The 19,814-nt window shown below is 42.2% G+C and carries 17 protein-coding genes and 1 pseudogene; 5 read left to right on the top strand and 13 right to left on the bottom strand.

Annotated elements, in window-relative coordinates; all coding sequences use genetic code 11:
- Positions 1-252: 252 nt before the first annotated feature.
- From H6G97_RS27750 to H6G97_RS27740, 3 genes are all read right to left on the bottom strand, one after another.
- Positions 253-1,989 carry a diflavin flavoprotein gene (locus H6G97_RS27750; protein WP_190943790.1) on the bottom strand — a complete coding sequence of 579 codons (1,737 nt, stop codon included), beginning with the start codon at positions 1,987-1,989 and terminating at the stop codon, positions 253-255.
- An 80-nt stretch (positions 1,990-2,069) separates the two neighbouring features.
- The gene (locus H6G97_RS27745; RefSeq protein ID WP_190943789.1) at positions 2,070-2,585 is read right to left on the bottom strand and encodes a phosphate-starvation-inducible PsiE family protein; all 516 of its coding nucleotides are present in this window, start codon (positions 2,583-2,585) and stop codon (positions 2,070-2,072) included.
- An 82-nt stretch (positions 2,586-2,667) separates the two neighbouring features.
- Positions 2,668-4,398 carry a diflavin flavoprotein gene (locus H6G97_RS27740; RefSeq protein ID WP_190943788.1) on the bottom strand — a complete coding sequence of 577 codons (1,731 nt, stop codon included), beginning with the start codon at positions 4,396-4,398 and terminating at the stop codon, positions 2,668-2,670.
- A gap of 218 nt (positions 4,399-4,616) precedes the next feature.
- Here H6G97_RS27740 and H6G97_RS27735 point away from each other — a divergent pair, with 218 nt between their 5' ends.
- The 3 genes from H6G97_RS27735 (at position 4,617) to H6G97_RS51430 (ending at position 7,460) form a co-directional block, all read left to right on the top strand.
- Positions 4,617-5,564: a 1-aminocyclopropane-1-carboxylate deaminase/D-cysteine desulfhydrase gene (locus H6G97_RS27735; RefSeq protein ID WP_190943787.1), complete on the top strand. Its 948-nt coding sequence runs from the start codon at positions 4,617-4,619 to the stop codon at positions 5,562-5,564.
- Positions 5,565-5,672: 108 nt separating this feature from the next.
- Positions 5,673-7,037, top strand: coding sequence for a GmrSD restriction endonuclease domain-containing protein (locus H6G97_RS27730; RefSeq protein ID WP_199349699.1), 1,365 nt, complete (start codon positions 5,673-5,675; stop codon positions 7,035-7,037).
- 21 nt (positions 7,038-7,058) lie between these two features.
- Positions 7,059-7,460, top strand: coding sequence for a hypothetical protein (locus tag H6G97_RS51430; RefSeq protein WP_199349697.1), 402 nt, complete (start codon positions 7,059-7,061; stop codon positions 7,458-7,460).
- Positions 7,461-7,502: 42 nt separating this feature from the next.
- Here the strand turns inward: H6G97_RS51430 and H6G97_RS27725 are convergent, their stop codons facing one another.
- From H6G97_RS27725 to H6G97_RS27715, 3 genes are all read right to left on the bottom strand, one after another.
- On the bottom strand, positions 7,503-8,660 hold the full coding sequence (locus tag H6G97_RS27725) for a cysteine desulfurase family protein (RefSeq protein WP_190943786.1): 1,158 nt from the start codon (positions 8,658-8,660) through the stop codon (positions 7,503-7,505).
- A gap of 158 nt (positions 8,661-8,818) precedes the next feature.
- Positions 8,819-9,298 (bottom strand): thioredoxin-dependent thiol peroxidase, encoded by a 480-nt coding sequence (gene bcp / locus H6G97_RS27720; RefSeq protein ID WP_190943785.1) that lies wholly within the window; start codon positions 9,296-9,298, stop codon positions 8,819-8,821.
- Positions 9,295-9,570 carry a 4-Cys prefix domain-containing protein gene (locus H6G97_RS27715; RefSeq protein ID WP_190943784.1) on the bottom strand — a complete coding sequence of 92 codons (276 nt, stop codon included), beginning with the start codon at positions 9,568-9,570 and terminating at the stop codon, positions 9,295-9,297. The genes bcp and H6G97_RS27715 overlap by 4 nt, the downstream gene beginning before the upstream one ends.
- 229 nt (positions 9,571-9,799) lie before the next feature.
- On the opposite strand from H6G97_RS27715, the gene H6G97_RS27710 reads away from it, so the two are divergent.
- Positions 9,800-10,672: an FAD-binding domain-containing protein gene (locus H6G97_RS27710; RefSeq protein WP_190943783.1), complete on the top strand. Its 873-nt coding sequence runs from the start codon at positions 9,800-9,802 to the stop codon at positions 10,670-10,672.
- 79 nt (positions 10,673-10,751) lie between these two features.
- Positions 10,752-11,162, top strand: coding sequence for a hypothetical protein (locus H6G97_RS27705; RefSeq protein ID WP_190943782.1), 411 nt, complete (start codon positions 10,752-10,754; stop codon positions 11,160-11,162).
- Between the two features lie 38 nt (positions 11,163-11,200).
- Here the strand turns inward: H6G97_RS27705 and H6G97_RS27700 are convergent, their stop codons facing one another.
- The 7 genes and pseudogenes from H6G97_RS27700 to H6G97_RS54885 all read right to left on the bottom strand — a co-directional run.
- Positions 11,201-11,344 (bottom strand): hypothetical protein, encoded by a 144-nt coding sequence (locus tag H6G97_RS27700; RefSeq protein ID WP_190943781.1) that lies wholly within the window; start codon positions 11,342-11,344, stop codon positions 11,201-11,203.
- 7 nt (positions 11,345-11,351) lie between these two features.
- Positions 11,352-11,543 carry a hypothetical protein gene (locus tag H6G97_RS27695; protein ID WP_190943780.1) on the bottom strand — a complete coding sequence of 64 codons (192 nt, stop codon included), beginning with the start codon at positions 11,541-11,543 and terminating at the stop codon, positions 11,352-11,354.
- 155 nt (positions 11,544-11,698) lie between these two features.
- Positions 11,699-13,108 carry a family 2B encapsulin nanocompartment shell protein gene (locus tag H6G97_RS27690; protein WP_190943779.1) on the bottom strand — a complete coding sequence of 470 codons (1,410 nt, stop codon included), beginning with the start codon at positions 13,106-13,108 and terminating at the stop codon, positions 11,699-11,701.
- A 108-nt stretch (positions 13,109-13,216) separates the two neighbouring features.
- A complete protein-coding gene (locus tag H6G97_RS27685; protein ID WP_190943778.1) occupies positions 13,217-14,626 on the bottom strand; it encodes a family 2B encapsulin nanocompartment shell protein in 1,410 nt (469 codons plus the stop codon).
- 196 nt (positions 14,627-14,822) lie between these two features.
- A complete protein-coding gene (locus H6G97_RS27680; protein WP_242055296.1) occupies positions 14,823-17,180 on the bottom strand; it encodes a family 2 encapsulin nanocompartment cargo protein terpene cyclase in 2,358 nt (785 codons plus the stop codon).
- A gap of 1,395 nt (positions 17,181-18,575) precedes the next feature.
- On the bottom strand, positions 18,576-19,412 hold the full coding sequence (locus H6G97_RS27675; RefSeq protein ID WP_242055293.1) for a WD40 repeat domain-containing protein: 837 nt from the start codon (positions 19,410-19,412) through the stop codon (positions 18,576-18,578).
- 36 nt (positions 19,413-19,448) lie between these two features.
- Positions 19,449-19,652 (bottom strand): annotated as a pseudogene (locus H6G97_RS54885) (WD40 repeat domain-containing protein); the annotation flags it as partial.
- Positions 19,653-19,814 lie beyond the last annotated feature (162 nt).

Genomic DNA, 19,814 nt, shown 5'->3' with positions numbered 1-19,814 from the left:
ATTATTCATGCGAACGCACCCTGTCAGCCTGGTGGTACGCCCATTTCGCTCAGTTAGCGATTGATCGTGTTTGTGCTAAATCCCTGTGTAAAGTTGCACCCAAAGTTACTGAACTAATTGCTTTGTTTAAAGTAAGCGAGAACGAGAAACACTATATAATTGTAGGGGCGTACAGATGTACGCCCCTACCCATGTTCTATGTATTTATATCAACTATCAAGCTGGCGCTGTAATCCCCTTTACTAGTAACTATTAATAATAGCTGCCAGATTTACGATGCTCTAAAGCGGTGACACCATCATTTTCCAACACTTCACCATGATCGATGACGGCATAAATTAACCATCTATCGCCACATTCAAGCTGATTTTGCACCGTACATTCTAAATAGGCTAATGCCTCATTTAGAATCAAACAACCATTAAGAGCAGTTTTTGTAGCCAGATTTGCAAAGGGGTTATCTCCTAAAGTGCTATGACGAGAAAAATAGCGTCGCACATTTCTTCCTTCTTTGAGGATATTCAGCACAAATTTATCACCAGGATGATGCATTAAATCTGCATTCTGCTCTTGAGCGATCGCAATCATAATTCCTGGTGGGTTAAAAGTTGCCTGCGATACCCAAGAAGTTAAAACGCCTTTGTGAGTTTCTTCATCACGAGTTGTCACAACACACAGAGAACCAATGATCCGCCCTACAGCTTGTTCGGTACGATCTACATGGGTTTCTGTCACAATCTGGCGGAAAGTACGCAATTTTTTGCTTTTCTTCAAGTTTTGGGCGAAAGAAGCACCTGCTTCTTGACACTGCTGGAGAATTTCAGGAGTTGGGCTGAAACGCACCCGAATTGTTTCAAATCCTAGTTGATAATTAGCATCTTTCAGCTTGCTTTCTAGTAAATCAATTGCTTCGCCACTCCAACCGTAAGAACCAAACACCCCTGCTAACTTAGTTTTAGCCGTCGCTGAGAGAACTATTCCTAAAGCAGTTTGAATTTGAGTTGGTGCATGGCCGCCTAAAGTGGGTGAACCGATGATAAAGCCATCGCAGGTTTCGACAATGCGGGTAATTTCTGCCGAGTCTGTTAGTTCACAGTTAACCGACTCTACATTAATTCCATTTTGAATCAAACCTTGAGCGATCGCATTTGCCAAAATTGCTGTATTTCCATAAGCAGAAGCATAAAACAAAGCGACATTCAATTCTTGAGATTTTTGCCCTTGACACCATTGACGGTAATCATAAGTAAAACGACTCAGGCTGTAACGAACAATTGGGCCGTGTGCTGGGGCGTAACATCTGGCTGACAAAACCGATATTTTATCTAATGCTGCTTCGACTTGTTTGGCTTGGGGCGCATGGAGACATTCAAAATAGTAACGGCGTTCCGCGTCTAATCCCTTCCAATCTTCATCAAATAAGGTATCTTCGCAAATATGAGCGCCAAAAAGTTTGTCTGTGTAGAGAATTTTCGTGGCAGGATCGTAAGTACAAAGCCCATCGGCCCAACGGGGAGTTGGTACGGTGATAAATGATAGAAGATGTCCTTGTCCTAAATCTAGAGTATCTTGCGATCGCACCGCTTGGATACGTGATTCCCATTCGGGGAAGGCGGTTTTTAGAGCGTTGGCGGCGGGACGAGAACAAATTAAAGTAACTTGAGGAACTTGAGAGAGCAATACTTCCAAAGTGGCTCTGCGGTTGGGGTTGACATGACCGAGAACAATGTAATCTAAGGTGGTAAAGTCTAGATGTTCTGCAAGTTGCTGAAGGTAAATTTCGGTAAATGATTCACCGGGAGGGTCAATTAAAGCCTTTTTATCAGCTTGAATCAGATAAGAATTCGCCGTAGTTCCCCGTTGGCGGGAATACTCTACCTCAAATTTTAGTCGTTCCCAAGTCCGCGATCGCAAAATCAGAGTATTTCTACCAATTTCAGCAACTTGTACATCTCTTGGATGGCTGGTAGTTAAAGTATTTGCAGACATAATAACCTCTGTTAATCATTGGGAATTAGGGATGGGGCAAGAAGATTCTCCTCCCTAGTACAGACGCGATTAATTGCGTCTTAATGACTATTGTTTTGGATTAATTCAGACTTGACTCGGCTTTTATAACGTTTAGATACTTCTTGTTCTGGGTCGATACCTTCAAAAGTTGGGGGTAGCCAAACTCGGAGGAAAAGTAGTATTCCTAACACTAATAAAAAGGCGCAAGTTGCTAAAACTTGACTCCAACTTGTTTCTAAAACACCTTTAACAATGACTTCTCGCAAGGCGGAAACGATAGAAACTTCTACAGCTACCCCAATAGATACTCGATGTTCCTGTAGGTAAATAATCAGCAGTCGGAATAACTCAACTAAGATGAGTAAAAAGAGAATATCGGCAGTAACAGCATGAAAAGCTAGAGGCGGAAGTAAGGAGAGAAACATATCTCTCACCTGAAGCACCATGAAACTAAATAAACCGATACACAAACAAATCACAATTACATCTTGGATAAACTCTAAGGTTCGTACCACGCGCCCTCGATTGATCTCGTACATAGTAATTGGAGTAGTATTCTCAGCAGTTTTATACATAGTTTTTTGTGATTTTGTAGAGACGCGATTCATCGCGTCTGTAGGAAGCAGGGAGAAATAATGACCAATCACAAATGACTAATTAGTAATGATTGCCAATTTTGCGGTGATGAGCGGCGGTAAGTCCATTTAGCTTGGCAACTCTTCCAGTTTGGACTGTGCTATAAATTACCCAATGATCTCCACAATCCATGCGGCTAGTAATTTCACATTCCATGTAAGCTAAAGCTTCAGCTAAAACGGGAGATTCATTATTAGCTGGATATGTTTTCACTCCGGCAAAGCGGTCTGCACCAGGAGCAAAACGTTTCAAGAAATGTTTCATTAATCCTTGATATTTGCCTTCTTCTAAAACGTTTAAAACAAAGCGATCGCCAACGTGCATTAAGGATTCAATTGCCCGATCTTTGGATACTGCGATCGCTACTCCTAAAGGCTCAAGACTCGCTTGTGTCACCCAAGAAGCAAACATTGCGCTCTGAATTTCTCCTTTTTTGGCGGTGATAATATACAATCCTGTGCTAATCCGCCCTAAAGCTTTTTCTAGTTCGCTATTGATAGATTTGATTTGTTTTATGGTGCGATCGCGGGTTAACCATTGGGCCATATCTGTCCCCGCTTCATCACAAAGTTGTTCCGTTGCTTGGGTAGGAATTTCCTTAACTAAGATAGGAGGAAAAGCTTCAGTTAATCCTAGTTCTTGAAACTTATTACGTAAAGGATAAACAGGTTCATCTTCTCCTCCTCCCGACTCTAATAAACCAATCGCCTGCTTCTTGTGAACAGCAGCTAAAATTGTACTTAAAGCAGCTTGAGCCATCACCGAAAATTGGGCTGGCATTGCAATTACTAAACCAGAAGCTTGTGCAACTAATTCTCGAACTTCTTGAGGCTCGGTACTATTGAGGTCTACTAATTCTACTGCCACACCTGTTTTCGCGCATCCATGAGCTATGGTACGGACTAAATGCTCACTATAACCGTAATCTTCAACATAAAATAGAGCCACTAATGTCTCTGTTTTTGCTTGTTCTAGACTCCAGTTTTGATATCGTCCGAGCCATTCGGAAATATAGTTTTGTAATAAAGGGCCATGTCCCGTGGCAACTGTTGCTATTTCTAACTTTTCAATCCGCTTTAAAGCTGTCAAAACAGACCGGGCATTAGGCCCCATCAGACAATCATAATAATATTTAAAATCCTCCTCTATTAAAGTAATATTTTCATCATAGGTATGGTCATCACAGTAATGCATTCCAAACACATCACAAGTGTAGAGAGTGGAAGTCTTATGGTCATAAGTCAAGATTGTGTCAGGCCAGTGTAAATTAGGTGCAGAGATAAATTCTAATTCGTGTCCGTTGCCTAAATCTAATCGCTCTCCACTTTTCACCTGCATTGATTTAAAAGGCTGGTGAACCATATTTTCCAGAAATTGAATAGCTACCTTAGCACCAACAACAGTAATGGAAGGAGCTAATTGCAAAATATCTTTTACTAAGCCACTGTGGTCTGGTTCTGTGTGGCTAATAATCAAGTAATCTATTTTAGCTGGATCAATTAATCCCGCCACTACCTCAAGATATAGATCCTCAAACTTGCGGTGACATGTGTCAACTAATGCAATTTTTTCTCCCTGAATTAAGAAAGAATTATAGGTTGTCCCATTGCGTAAACCAAACTCAATATCAAAACGTTCTCTATCCCAGTCGAGACAACGGATAGCTGTGGTTTGAGGAGCAATTTCAACAGTTTGAATCGTCAAACGTCCTGGATTGGGAATAACTTGAGTAACCTGTGTGAGTGCAACCATATTTTTCTCCAACAAAATATTATCTGGAGCAAGTGTTATGTTTCTTATATTTACCTGAAATACTCAATTAGTAAAATGCCAATTTCTAAAGCTAATCATTAGAAAGAGTTATTCTTTATTTTGATTGAGATACCATTGAGTAACTCAATGTTTATCATTAGTTTTATGTTCAATAATGAACGTGAGAGAATGTCAACTATAAGTTATGATTTTTAGGGATGTCGTTAATATTTCTTCCTCCTCCTCTACAGCAAATCAATAGCGAAATTACCCGCAACGCTGGTGTTGATTTGTATGTGCTGCGCCTCGATCTAATGCACCCGTGGGTTAACGGCAATAAGTGGTTCAAGCTGAAATACAACCTTTTGGAGGCCAAGGAGAAAGATTTCACGACGCTGCTTACTTTTGGCGGCGGTTATTCTAATCACATCTATGCAACTGCGGCGGCTGGTAATCTTTTCGGATTCCGTACCATTGGTGTAATTCGTGGTGAGGAGAGGCTACCATTGAATCCGACGCTGAGTTTTGCTGTACAGCAGGGTATGCAGCTTGTGTATCTGAACCGCGAGATGTATCGACAGCGCAACACACCAGCGCTACAAGAATATCTGCAACAACGCTTCGGCGAGGTTTTTATCATTCCCGAAGGTGGGAGTAATTTAAATGGTGTGCGCGGTTGCACAGAGATAGTTAGTAATGCGATGCTTACGGCTGGCTACGCCTACGCATTTGATCATATATGCGTAGCCTGCGGTACAGCTACCACACTGGCTGGTATTGCGCTTTCGTTGCATGAAGGACAAAGAGCGATCGCTTTTCCCGTATTAAAAAATGGGGCATTTCTTGCACAAGAAATCGAAACTTTCTTGACAAATTACCTCGCCTCTGGTTCACCCGCACCATCTAACTGGGAATTAATGTGTGATTACCACTTTGGCGGTTATGCAAAGGTAAACGATGAGTTGCTACTGTTCAGCCAGCAGTTCACACAGCAACATGGCGTACCCCTTGATTACGTATATACCGCCAAAATGTTTTACGGAGTGATGGATTTACTACAGCAAGGATTTTTTTGTAAAGGCGATCGTTTGTTGCTGGTACACACAGGAGGCTTACAGGGTAACGTTGGCATGGAAGAAAGGTTGCAGAGATTTTCTAAAATCTGAGTTGCCACTTAATTAAATATCAGTTACCTTTGTATGGAATTTTACTGAAAAAAGTAAAATTTACACATCAATCTTGATATTTACTCAAAGTTAGGTAAGGTTAACTCGATGTTTACATCTACTGAACGCATTAAGTCGGATGATCAGAGTATTGCTCTCTATTTGGAAAATCTTTTATCAAACAAGTATCAAATTCCAACTTTTCAAAGAGATGTTGTCTGGGAGAAAGAGAATGTAAAAAAACTTTGGGATAGTATTTATAAGTTTTATCCTTTAGGAAGTATTCTAATTTGGAAAACCAATACAAAGCTAGAAAGTCATAGAGAAATAGGTGGTATAAAATTTGCTGATAATTTTTACTCTAATGAATACCAATACATTTTAGATGGACAACAAAGAACAACTTCTCTATTAACATCGATACATGGGAGTAAGGGTAAACTTGCTAATAACGAAAACTTTGATCCAACACTATATATAGACTTAACTGTTAAACTTACTGATGCAACGGATGATACAAGCTATGCAAAAAGGTTTTTGTTTTGGGACGAAATCGATGACAAAAATGGTCAGCTACAAGCAAATATTGGAAAAAAACAACGTTATCAGGATAAACTAATTGTCAGCTTAATAGATATAATTAAAGACCGTGGGCAAATAGAAAGAAATATTTATGTAAGTGTTAATGGAGAATTCGATCATCCTTATATGCAACAATTTAGGAGAATTAGGGAAGTTTTGGCTAGTTACAAAATCTCCTTTATTGAGTTAAGAGGTATTGAAGTTGCAGAAGTGTGTCAAATATTTGAGCGGATTAATCAGGCTGGCAAACCCTTGGATATCTTTGATATTGTAGTTGCTAAGACTTTTCGTTCTGAAAATAACACAAATAATATCACTGGGTTCTATCTTCGGGAATTATTTGATAAATTTAAAAAAACTATTTCTAGTAGTCAATATGCCAATATTGATAATTGGACATTGCTCCAGATGCTAGCTGTAGTAGTAAAACTTGAATTTCCCGAAGCTGGGATACAAAATATTACTGATATGTATCTTAATAAGCTGAAAACAGAACAAATTGAAGCTGTATGGTCTAATTTTAAAACAGCCGTTGCTAAAACTTTTGATTTCTTTGATAATATTTTGCATATTAAAGGTGGAAGATTAATTCCTTACCGATATTTATACCTGACTATCACAGCATACTTTTATCGTAATCCTAAACTAGATTATAGTTTTTTAACTAAGTATTTTTGGTATTATAGTTTTCCTAATGCAGAATTACTAACAAACACTACTCACCTATGGCAACATATAGATTTTGTTAATCAACAAAAGGCTAATAATAGTTACTCATTCAATAAATTTGATATTGATAAAAATTCAATAAGGAAATCTTTCTACAGTTATAGAGGTCGCTTATCCAGAGCAATACTATCACTTTATGCAAACCAAAAGCCGCAGGATTGAGCAAAACCTCATAGAGATGTTTTGTCTGATGTTTATTATCTGCTAACAGATAAACCTAACCTGCACCATATATTTCCAGTTAACTTTATTAAGCAGAGTGGCATTACGAGTCAAATAGAATCTGATAGTTTGATGAATATTGCCTATCTCTCTCAAATAACTAATTTGAAAATTAGCGATAAAAATCCATTAGATTATCTCAAAGAATATGACGAATCTGGTTTAGAGGTGGTGCTAAACTCTCATCTTATACCGACAACTATTCTTGAATGGTCAAGAGGCGATGCACTTCCTGAACACGCCCTAAGCATTTTTATTGAAGAAAGGGTAAACCTCTTATTAGAAGCTTTGAGGCTGAAGTTAGAAGGAATTGAATTTAATGTTTTTGATATGGGCGATCGCACAAATAATATCTCTTCCTAAATATACGATTGCCCAAAAAAGAGGCTTTGCTGGCTTTTATACTTACCGTTTATTTTGTAAACTTTGAATAGTAGCGATCGCATGCTTCGCCACAATATCAATCTCCTCTTCTGTATTAAACCTACCAATACCAAACCTTACCGAGGCATAAGCTAGCTGTTGGGGGTGTCCCAATGCTGTGAGAACATGGGAAGGTGCAGTATTTGCTGACGAGCAAGCAGAACCAGAAGATATGGCCATTACTGGCTGCAATCCTAACAAAAGCGCAGCTCCATCTACTCCCTCAACACTGATACTTAAGTTTCCCGCCAATCGTTCTTCAGGATGTCCGTTGAGATGAATTCTTTCAACTTGCGAAAGCTGTTCCCATAGTCTTTTTCTTAACTGAGTGAGGCGTTGGTTTTCTGTTGCTTGTTCAGCCAAAGCGATTTCTACAGCTTTCCCAAAGCCGACAATTTGCGGTGTATACAATGTACCAGAGCGCATCCCCCGCTCATGTCCGCCGCCATGCTGCTGGGGAGCCAGTTTTACTCTGGGATCGCGTCTGCGGACGTATAGCGCTCCAATGCCTTTGGGGCCATATACTTTGTGTGCTGTTAGCGACATCAAGTCAATTTTCATCGCTTGCACATCTAAGGGAATTTTACCAATAGCTTGCGCGGCATCGGTGTGGAAAATGATATTGTGTTCATGGCACATTTCCCCAATTTCTGTCAATGGCTGCAACACACCGATTTCATTATTTGCAGCCATTACCGACACCAAAATCGTCTCAGGACGGAAAGCTTTTTTTAACTCAGTTAAATCAATCAATCCATCTTGTTGGATGGGGAGAATAGTAATTTCAAAACCGAGAGTTTTTAAATAATTACAAGGGTCAATTACTGCACTATGTTCAGTGACAACAGTAATAATATGCTGACCTTTTTTAAAATAAGCTTCGGCAACACCTTTAATAGCTAAATTATTCGCTTCTGTTGCACCACTGGTAAAAACAATCTCTTCTGGTGTGGCGTTAATTGCTCCTGCTAAAATCTCTCGCGTTTGCTTAACAGCAGCTTCTGCTTCCCAACCATAAACATGACCAATACTTGCTGGGTTGCCAAATTTTTCTGTAAAGTAGGGAAGCATTGCTGCTAGTACCCGCTCATCTACGGTTGTAGTTGCGTGGCAATCAAGATATATAGGACGAATAGACATAATTATTAACTCAAACTTTGACTCAAATTAACTTTTTGAGGATTGACTCAGTTCAGTGCATCGGCGATCGCTTGCTCAAATAAGCTGCTCACATCCTGCTTTATGACTATAAATATGATTCACGTAGCATTGGTGTAACTATACCTGCATTTAGTCGCTTATGTGGTTGCTAATTCCCGTAATTTAGTTAAAACTGCTTGAGCATGACCTTTGGTTTTCACATTAGGCCAAGCATAAGCAATAATTTTATCAGGTGAAATTAGAAAAGTTGAGCGAGCAACACCCATATATTCTTTGCCCATAAATTTTTTCAATCGCCAAGCGCCGTAGGCTTCGATCAAAATATATTCTGGGTCACTTAAAAGGGTGATTGACAAATTATGTTTGTTAATAAATTTACAATGGGATTTACCCAAATCTGGACTTACGCCTAAGATTTTTGCTCCCAGTTCGCTGAAATCTTGATACAACTCGGTGAAATCTTTCGCTTCGGTGGTACAACCCGGTGTGTCATCTTTTGGGTAGAAGTAGAGGACAACCCACTGACTGCTGAGGTCATCAAGAGTAACTGAATTGTCATTTTGGTCAGGGGTGGAGAAATCTGGCGCTGGTTGTCCGACTTGGGGAATGTTGCTCATGATAGGGGTGTGAGAGATTGCGATCGTTTTAAAACTTCAGCTTCTTGCTGAAAAAGTGATACCGCTTTAGCTTGATTTAGTATAAGAACCTTCAAAATTTTTAGCTTCCCACTGTCGCTTACCTCAAATGTTCTAGCAAAGCCACCTTGGCCTATAGCTCGTGTTACTCGATAACACCCTTCTAGTAGCAATTCAGAGCCACAGCTTTGACAGCGCAGTAGATTATCAGGGTTGTCAGTATTTTGGCAGTTAGGATTGATGCACAGGCTCATCAGGTCGAAAGGTGATAGATTTATCTAATATTTTAGCTTTAATTACTGATAGCCTGGATAAAATCAGTATCACAGTGATGTCTGAGTTGGGCTATGCACTGATTCATCTTTGTTTACCATAAAAAATTTCTCTCATAAGGTTGAGAGCGATCGCTTATATTTATCCGCGATAATAATGACTTAGCCTACAAATGTTTTTGTTTATTTATTCCCACCCTTCAAAGTTCAGATGCCTAAAGATATGCAACGCAAATTTACCAACCGCGATGAGTTGGTAGCCTACCTGCGCGAACAATTCCCTGGTGCAGCAGAACGCGATGACCACATCAGCGAAACTGTGGGGGGACGCAAAGCAGCAGAAAACGCACTGCAAAAAATTGACCCAGTAAGCTACGCGCAAACACGTAATTTCTTCGCAGGTGCGGTCACGCGTCTTTCGCCTTACATCCGTTATGGCGTTTTAAGTTTGCGAGAAATTCGAGATTATGTCCTTGAACGGGTACAGCAACAAAACGATGCTACGAAACTAATTAACGAGTTAGGTTGGCGCGACTACTGGCAACGGTTATATATCAAGTTAGGGGATGAAATCTGGAAAGATCAGGAAGAGTACAAAACTGGTTACACTATGGCTGAATATGCAGCCGAATTGCCGCAAGATATTAGACAGGGAACCACAGGCAGAGTTTGCATTGACAGCTTCAGCCGTGATTTGAAAGAAACTGGCTATCTACATAACCACGCACGAATGTGGCTAGCGGCTTACATTGTCCATTGGCAGCGTATTCGTTGGCAAGCAGGAGCCAAGTGGTTTCTCGAACACCTTTTAGATGGTGATCCTGCTAGTAATAATATGTCGTGGCAGTGGGTTGCCAGTACGTTTAGTCAGAAACCTTATTTTTTCAACCGTGAAAATTTAGAACGCTACACCAAAGGCATTTATTGCCAGAAATGTCCGCTTTACGGTCATTGTGATTTTGAAGGGAGTTATGAAGAATTAGAACAGCGACTTTTTCCCAAAGGGGAATTTAGCAAACAAGCTAACAGCCAAAGTTGGCAGCGTGGAAAGAAGAAGCAGGGGAACAGGGAGAGTAGGGGATGACAAGGGAGACAAGGAAGAGAATAATGACAAATGACAAATGACAAATGACAAATGACAAATGACAAATGACAAATGACAAATGACTAAACCAATTGTTTGGGTACATGGAGACTGCCTCAGTCCAAATAATCCGGCATTACAAAAATACCCTGATGCCCCAGCTATCTGGGTTTGGGACGAGGCTTTGATAGAAGAATGGCAACTCAGTCTTAAACGTCTCGCTTTCATATACGAATGTTTGCTAGAGTTACCCGTTGTTATTCGTCGTGGCGATGTGGCACAAGAAATTTTAGCTTTTGCTCAAGAACATAATGCCAATTTAATTGTCACAGCCAATAGTCCAAGTCCCCGGTTTGATGATATCTGTAATCAAATGCAGCCTTCTATAACAGTGGAAGTGCTAGAGGTAGAACCATTTTTTGACTATGACGGCTATATTGACCTGAAACGGTTCTCGCGCTATTGGAAAGTGGCTCAAAATTATGTTTGAGTTGCGCTCGCATCCAAAAATGCTTCAGTTAATTTTACTTAAAAGATTTTGGATTTTAAAAAATAAATGAATTCATAAGTTAAAACTTGACCGCCAACTAGACCTGTTGCTGCTACTGCATGAGCCAACTGAGCAACAACCTGCAATAACTGCTGGCCAGCAACTCCTTTGGTTTGAAGCACAAGAAACTCAAAGGCGTAGGCGCTTTCCTCCAGCTAGCAGAGAATAACGCATGGATTCATAGAGTATTTCTGGATAGACTACAGTGATTGATTGTTCAAGCACTGCTTCAACAAGCGATCGCCGTTCTGATAAATAAGCCTTAAGGTCAAAGCTAGTTTCTTTAACAGATGACCATTCAAAGATTTGAGTATTCACCATAAATAATTAATTTTTAAGATTACAGTACTATACCTAATAAACAAAAACTGGTTGGAGGAAACTATCAAACAACACTCTACTTATTTCAAAAACAGCAATTTGTCACGACGACATTTAATTTGATCACTGCTAAAAAAGTCAGGTTTACCCTTCCCTCAGCGACCAATTTCGACATCTTCCAGAATGCCAAGTGCATCGGGAATGAGTATAACTGCGCTGTAGTAGGCGCTGACTAGATAAGAAATGATCGCTTTTTCGTTGATACCCGAAAACCGCACAGACAAACTGGGTTGGTATTCATCAGGGATACCCGTTTTGTGTAGACCTATCACCCCTTGGTTTTCTTCTCCGGTTCGGAATATCAAAATAGAGCTAGTACCCTCTTTAGTGATCGGAATTTTGTTACAAGGAAAAATCGGATAGTTGCGCCATGCAGGTAAAATCTTTCCATTGACCTCCGTGCTTGGGGAATAGATGCCACGACGGTTACACTCCCGGCCAAAAGCAGCGATCGCGCGAGGGTGAGCTAGGAAAAAATGGGATTTGCGCCGCCGAGAGAGCAATTCATCAAAATCATCTGGAGTCGGTGGCCCAGTGCGGGTAAAGATGCGTTGCTTGAGATCGGCATTGTGCAACAATCCAAAATCACGATTATTTAGCATTTCGTATTCTTGCCGTTCCCGCAACGCTTCGATAGTCAGCCGTAATTGTTGGTCCGTCTGGTTCATGGGTTCGTTGTAGAGGTCAGCAACTCGTGTATTCACCCGTAAAATGGTTTGAGCGAGGCTTAACTCATATTCCCGTGGTTTCAAGTCGTAATCAACAAATGTCCTGGGTAACTCAGTTTCCTGACCATGACCCGCAGTCAGGGCGATCGCCGCTTGATTATGCCTATCCTGGGGTTTGCTCAATATAGCTCTAAAGCGATCGACCTGAGCCTGAAGCGTTGCAGACTGGTTCATCAACTCCCGAAACGCCTGTATCGGCAAAGACAAAACTATGCAGCGCGTAACAGCTTTCAGGCTAACCTCCCAAGTTTCCTGAGATAGAACTATAGCTTCGCCACCGAAACAATCGCCATCAGCTAAGATATCTCGTAAAGCTTCCGCCTCATATTTGCCTGCCTTCAGCTTATTAACTTTACCATGAGCAATTAATAACACCTGGTCGGCTGGTTGACCTTCCTGTACAATTACCTCACCTGGGGCAAATTCTTGTTGTACAAAGCGGTCTGCTAAAGCGTTGAGTACCTCAATATCCTCAAAACCACGCAGTAAAGATAGTTCACAAAGGGCTTGGGGAATGACCCGCACCTGGGCCCCTGTATTAGTAAAGCTGACCCGTCCACTGCCAACATCATAAGTCAAGCGACGATTAACCCGATAGGCCCCACCCCTAACTTGTACCCAAGGCAACATCTGTAACAACCACCTGGGGGTAATGCCTTGCATCTGGGGCGGAGTTTTCGTGGTTTTGGCTAAATTCCGCGCCCCTTTTGTGCTTAAGCTCATCTGGAGTTGCCTGTTTTCTTGGTCTAAATCAGGCCTAATCAAAGCATCTGTCATAAAGTTAACGTTTCATGCAACTAAATTTACATTCCTAAGAGAGAGCATCAAAGAGTAAAAGCGAACGGTCGTTCGCCCCGACTTTGAAGAGAATATCCGACCGACTACTTAGAGACCAATTTCTACATCTTCAAGGATGCCTAGTGCATCAGGCACAAGAACGGCTGTAGAGTAGTAAGCACTAACTAGGTAAGAAATAACAGCCTTTTCGTTAATACCCATGAAGCGGACAGACAAACTAGGCTGATATTCATCAGGAATGCCAGTTTTATGCAGACCAACAACACCCTGGTTGGTTGCTCCCACACGCATTAACATGATCGAGCTAGTACGCTCTTTCGTCACGGGAATCTTATTGCAAGGATAGATGGGAATACCACGCCAAGCCGGAATTGCACTGTTACCCATAGGGATAGGGTTAGGATAAAGTCCAAGAGCGTTGCATTGCCGACCAAACGCCGCAATGGTGCGGGGATGAGCTAAGAAAAAGCTCGGTTCTTTCCAAACAATGGAGATCAATTCATCGAGATCGTCAGGAGTTGGAGGGCCGCTGCGAGTAAAGATGCGTTGTTTGAGATCGGCATTGTGTAACAGTCCGAAGTCACGATTGTTAACCATTTCGTGTTCTTGGCGTTCCCGTAATGCTTCAATGGTGAGGCGCAATTGTTCCTCAGTCTGATTCATGGGTTCGTTGTAGAGGTCAGCAACCCGCGTATTGATTTGCAAAACGGTTTGAGCGACACTTAACTCATATTCTCGTGCATTGAGTTCATAATCTGCAAAAGTCCCAGGTAATACTGCCTCTGCAAGGTGGCCGGAGATAATATCAATCGAGGCTTCCCCGTATTGGTTTTGGGGTTCGCGCAATTTTGCCCTAAATTGATCCACTTGCGCTTGTAAAGCTTCAGACTGGTTAACCAGGTTTTGAAAAGCTGCTTGAGGCAGAGACAAGATAGTGCAACGGGTAATGGCTGTGAGAGTCACATCCCAAGTATCCTGGCCTTCTACTAAAGCGTAATCGCCAAAATGATCGCCATCGGCTAATACACTCAAAACAACGCGATCGTCATACTTGCCTGCACCAATTTTGTTGACTTTACCATGAGCAATTAGCAATACTCTATCGGCTGGTTGACCTTCTTGGATGATCACATCACCCGCAGCAAATTCTTGTTGTAGAAATTGACTAGCTAAGGTGTTTAACACCTCGACATTTTCAAATCCCCGCAATAAAGGTAGCTCAGTGAGTTCTTGCGGAATGACCTGTATCTGGGCCCCTGTATTAGAAAAGCTGACCCGTCCATCCCCAACAGTATATGTTAAGCGGCGGTTGACCTGATAGCTACCCCCCACGGTTTCTACCCAAGGCAGTAGTTTTAAGAGCCACCGTGAGGTAATTCCCTGCATCTGGGGTTGAGTTTTGGTGGTGCCTGCCAATTTCCGTGCCGCTTCAGTCTGCAAAGCCATTGGCAGTTGCTCGATTTGATTTTCTAAGGGAGTGTTTGCTGTATTAGTCATGATGAATCTCCATTGGTAATGTTTGTTGACAAGTTATTTGATTGAGCGGAATAGGGACTCAGATTGAGCTAAGGGAGATCCAATAAATAAATCAGCCCAGCCGTCGCTTTCGCCCTCAAGGCGAAAGCGCCTAGATATCTCGGTTTTGCCAAAAATATTATTGATACGGCTGGGCTGATTTATTCGTGTCTTGTGCCTAACCTTTCCTTCCTAACAGCATTCCGATTTTGATCGCTGAAGTCCCTAACCCTGTCGGACTACTCAGTACGTTCTGCACTATTGGTCCAACATTGGTTTGAGTTGTTTTCTGAACGACACTTGGTCTAATCTGGGTCGCGGCAGTGCCTAAGCCTGTAGGGCCTTGGAGTAAACGCTGTTCTGTGGAGTTATTCCGCAATTCAAATTCCTTATAGCGGTCTACTGCTCTATGCCACTTGAGTACGCCGCACATCCACTGTTCCAGTTTCTTGACGTATCCGTACAGTTTCTGACGGGCACTGGTATCCAGGTTTAAATCGTCACACAAAATAGGGAGTTCAGTCGCAACGATATGTTCAAACTGAAGCGCACGAGAGGTCATTAGGTCGTTAACAATGGCGACGGACTGGGGGATATTGCAGTTAAGGAAATTTTGAACCGCCAGTACACCATTATTAATCTCGCCCTCAAATTCGATTTCTTTCTGGTAAGAAAAAATATCGTTCGACAAACAGGCGAAATCGGCGGCTGAATTCTCAATTCCCTGCATGGTTCGGGTGCGGAATACCTCTGATGGGATCTCGTCTCCTTGGGACAGTCGAGACAGGCTCATGGTTAGATCGGAGCCAAAGGTCTTACGGCGCATTTCCACATAATCTATAGGGTCGGGAATGCGATTTTGGATTTGGTTAGCCAGTTCCCATAACCAACTTTCGGTCATATCCTCGATCGCTTGACGAAACTGGCGACGAGCATTAGCTGTCATCGGCCCAGCCGTCCGCGCCCAAATATCCGCTAAACCCCGTTCGACTGGGTTCGTTGGTTCGGGAATAGAACTCCCATCAAGGGGCATAAATGCTGATAGCCGAGCGTTGAAAACTTTTGCCCCTGCCATATTTCGGTTATAGCCATATAATGCCGGAAAGTAGTCATCGGCGTATGTTCCCCAAACCAGCCAGCAGGCTGTGATATTCAACTCAGGACTAGACCCATTAGGATGAATATAGGCACCGCATAAAGCTACGTCGGCCACATCGAATTTGTGATCATCCCAGATGTAAATGCCCGGCATCCCTGGCAGTACGTCCAACATCCCCATTTGACGCGCCCATTCCTTAGAATGCCGCCGAGCCTCTCCTAGATGGGGATTCAAACTGGTGGAGAAGGGCATATAAAACTGCGGCAGAGTTACTGGCCCTACAGGCTGATAGAGGACATGAGTGAAGCTTTTGAACCGTTTCAATCCCAAACTATCGGATAAAGCTCCCAGACGGGCCGCCGATGTGCCTAGTCCAGTGGGGCCGCCTAAAAACCAGCTTGCTGTTGAAGATTTGTCTGATGTCTGGTTCATGTAGCGGCTCGATCTCGTATGCCACTCATGACCCCCCGACTGCCAGTCCTGAAGTCCTTTGGCATATAGGACTACTTTCAGACGCTCATCGGGACTCAGACTATATTCCTCGAACAAAGAAGGCAGCTCTGTGACAAAGGTGTTCTCGAACTGTTGCACCCTAGATGTTAGTAAATCGTTAGTGAGATTGGCCGCCTCTTGGGTACTGACATTGAGGAATTGTTCTAAAACCAAGATACAGTTTGCATTTTCCCCTTCTTCTTCCACTTCTCTTTGGTAAGAGAAGATGTCATTTCGCAGATGTACCCCATCAGAAAAAGTGTCTTTGAGGACACGCATTGGTCGAGTCGGGGCGATCTTTGCGGGAATTTCTGCCCCAACCGCGTGTTCCACTAGGTTAGCTGACCAGGGCGCTCCCCCCACCTTACGGCGCATCTCAATGTACTCAATCGGGTTAGCAACTCGATTTTGGCTGATATTGGCGAGTTCCCACTGAGATTCTTTGAGAAGATTGATGGTACTCTCAGAAAACCGGATTACCCAGTCTTGGGAGGCATTGGGGATGGTGCGATCCCAGAGGTCTACTAAACCCCGTTCTACGGCATTGGTAGGTTCTGGCGGCGTTTCTTGAGGCTGCACAGGCATAAACGCTGGCAGTCCATTGAGGTACTTCTTAGCCCCGGCCATATCTTGGCTACGCTTGTAAAGCTCAAGAAAGTGATCGTCAAAGAAAAATACCCAAACATACCAATCAGTTACCAGATTGAGCATTGCTTCATTAGCATCTGGATGGGTGTAAGAACACAATAACGCATAGTCATGGGCATCAAACTTACGCTCATCCCAAATGCCATAATCTTCCGATTCCTCTACTCCACCCAAAATTCCAATTTTATAAGCCCAAGCTTTAGAATGTACCCGTGCCGCTTCTAGGTTTGGGTTCAGCCGTGCCGGCCAAGGTACATAAAAACTCGGTAACTCAAAAGGTTGCTTGCTTGAAGTCATTGTACATTTAAATTTATCAGTTTAAGCTCATTGTCTTGATTGAAGCCATGTTAAATTGGCGTGCTAACATCGGTTTTCCCTGATAGGAAGTAGGATGTCTTTTTAGGAAATTTTTTGTGTCAGTTAACCCTCCCTATAGAGGCTCTTTATTAAAACCAGTGTTACCTCAACCGAGGATGTTTGTGATTGCTCCTTTTTACCAGCTTCGCAAGGCGTGATTAACTTCCATCTGGTCAGATAAAGAATCACGTTGTCCCTAAAAAATGGAACTTTCATCAATCAGTTATAAAATTTTCAAGGCTTTAACTTGAATTTTTTACCTAGAGCGATGAATTAACTCTAGAACAAATCGCATCTTGGATCTCCCTAATATAATTGGATAAAGTTACTATTCAACACTCGATGCAAAAATAGATAGAAGCTCAGTTGCCCAAAGGCAAGGTCATCAGATTGTTCACCACTCTTGAAAATCTTTTAAGCATATGCATTTAACTTTATTTCAATAAAGTTCGTTAACGCCATAAATATTTTTGGCGTTGCAGAACAGTGGGATGAATTGAGGCAAGCAGGGGAGGCAGGGGAGGCAGAGGAAGCAGGGGGAGAATTTTAGAAGTTGCCAAATCATCCCGCAAATATGCAACGCCATATTTTTAAAATATGATGTCTTTTGAATCACTTTGCTTGTGGCATCTAACAGTAAATAAACCCTACTGCACTTTTTACACTCAGATATCTTCTTATAACTATGGCAAAGATTCAAGGACAGTTAAGACAGTTAAGACCGTTAAGCTAACATTCAAATAAACTTCATATAATAGCTCGATTGCTTTATATTAACTTCGTAATATCTTTCTTATTATAAAAATCTCTTTACATGGGTCATAACGGAATAGCACGCTTTATTGGTCTAAGTTATGCTCTATAAGGATTACAGCTTTTCAAGCTATTGAACAGTGCCGGAATGGATCAGGTAATTGTCCTTGATGGCAGCGTCCTGCAAGCGATCGCACTCCTTCCTCATTTGCCATGTTAGGCAATCATGTTACTCCTCGCAATTCACCAGTACCCCATCAACACAAGCAATCCCCAGGGCAAACGCATCTAAATTACTCTTGATCACAACGAAGGTTAAGAACCAACGAAAAAATCAGGATTTCGAGCTTGATTATTTTTTAAGCCCCAAAGCGATCGCCTAAAACTTTCGCAATAAGCAAAACTTAATGACATTGATTTTAAATCTATTCTCAATAAAGTATGCTTATTGACATGATGCGGCCGCCCTGAAGCAATCCCCGCTTAAGCTTATTGAGAACTGAAAACAAAAAATTAAGGTTTTCACAATTTCCGAAAGGAAGTAGGAATTTTTAGAATAGTGGAATAGGTTCATGCAATGCCTTAATAGTTATTAGAGTGATCGCAGAGTGAGCGTTCGCCTTTCTCAACTTCTGTGTTAGTTTTCAGATAATCCTGCACCAATTTGCAACCATAAGTCAGTGCATCTAGTTGGAGAATTCGCTGCAAATTCCAAAGAACGAGCGTGTTGTCATCACCGCCTGAAGCAAGCATTGTTCCATCGCGGCTGATAGCAATTTTCCTAATGGCAGAGGTATGCCCTTTAAGAGTTGTTAGTTCTGTACCATCGAGTTTCCAAAGCTTAACGGTTCCATCTCCACTGCCAGAAGCAAGTATTTTAGCATCAGGACTAAACGCTACCCCCCAAATCGCAGCTGTGTGACCAATGAATGTTTGCAGCAACTTGCCCTCCAGTGTCCATAACTTAACGGTATTGTCACCGCTTCCAGAAGCCACCATCTTACCGTCAAGACTAAAGGCAACTATCCATACTGCCGCCGAATGTCCAACAAGAGTTTTGAGCAGCTTACCTTGTAAAGTCCATAGCTTAACAGTGCCATCGTTACTGGCTGAGGCAAGCAGCCGGCCGTCGGAACTAAATGCAACTTCCCATACTTCGCCTTGATGTCCTTTAAGAATCTGTGGTTTAGAGCGACCTAGTTGCCATATCCGAACATTATTGTCAACATTAGCTATGACGAGCGCTCGACCATCGGGACTTAATAACACCCCTGTCATTTTGCCATAAGGGTTTTTGTAACTAGCGATTAATTTACCATCTTGCCGCTTGAGTTTTACCGTATTATCTTCACCAGGAAGAGCAATTAACTCATTATCCTCACTGAAAGAAACTTGGGAGGCTAAACTTTTCTCAGTCAAAGTTTTCCGCAATTTGCCTTGACGACTCCAAAATTTAACAGTATTTTCGTGGCCGGCTGTGGCAATGGTGGAACTGTCGGAGGCGATCGCTATTGACCAAATCCCTCCTCTATGGGCTACGATACTCTTTTGGAATGGATTTTCACTCTGCCAGAGTCTAACAAGGTTTTCTGCACCCGCCGAAGCTATAAAACTGCCGTCCGGACTGAAAGTAGCTGCCCAAACAGACGCACTATGTCCTCTGAGCTGTCGGTTCGCTCATTTGAGGATGACAAGAAGAATTAATGCCTTGAGGAGAAAGGAATACGGCAATTGTACGAATCCTCAAACATTATTAGCACCATTTCCCGGTAGTCTGGAGGACATCTGTTGAGATGGGTGCGCGGATGAGCAGTGAACTCT

The organism is Nostoc flagelliforme FACHB-838, from assembly GCF_014698065.1.
Lineage (GTDB): Bacteria > Cyanobacteriota > Cyanobacteriia > Cyanobacteriales > Nostocaceae > Nostoc > Nostoc flagelliforme_B.
Note: the sequence above shows the minus strand (reverse complement) of the source record. Positions and strands in the feature narration are given on the sequence as shown.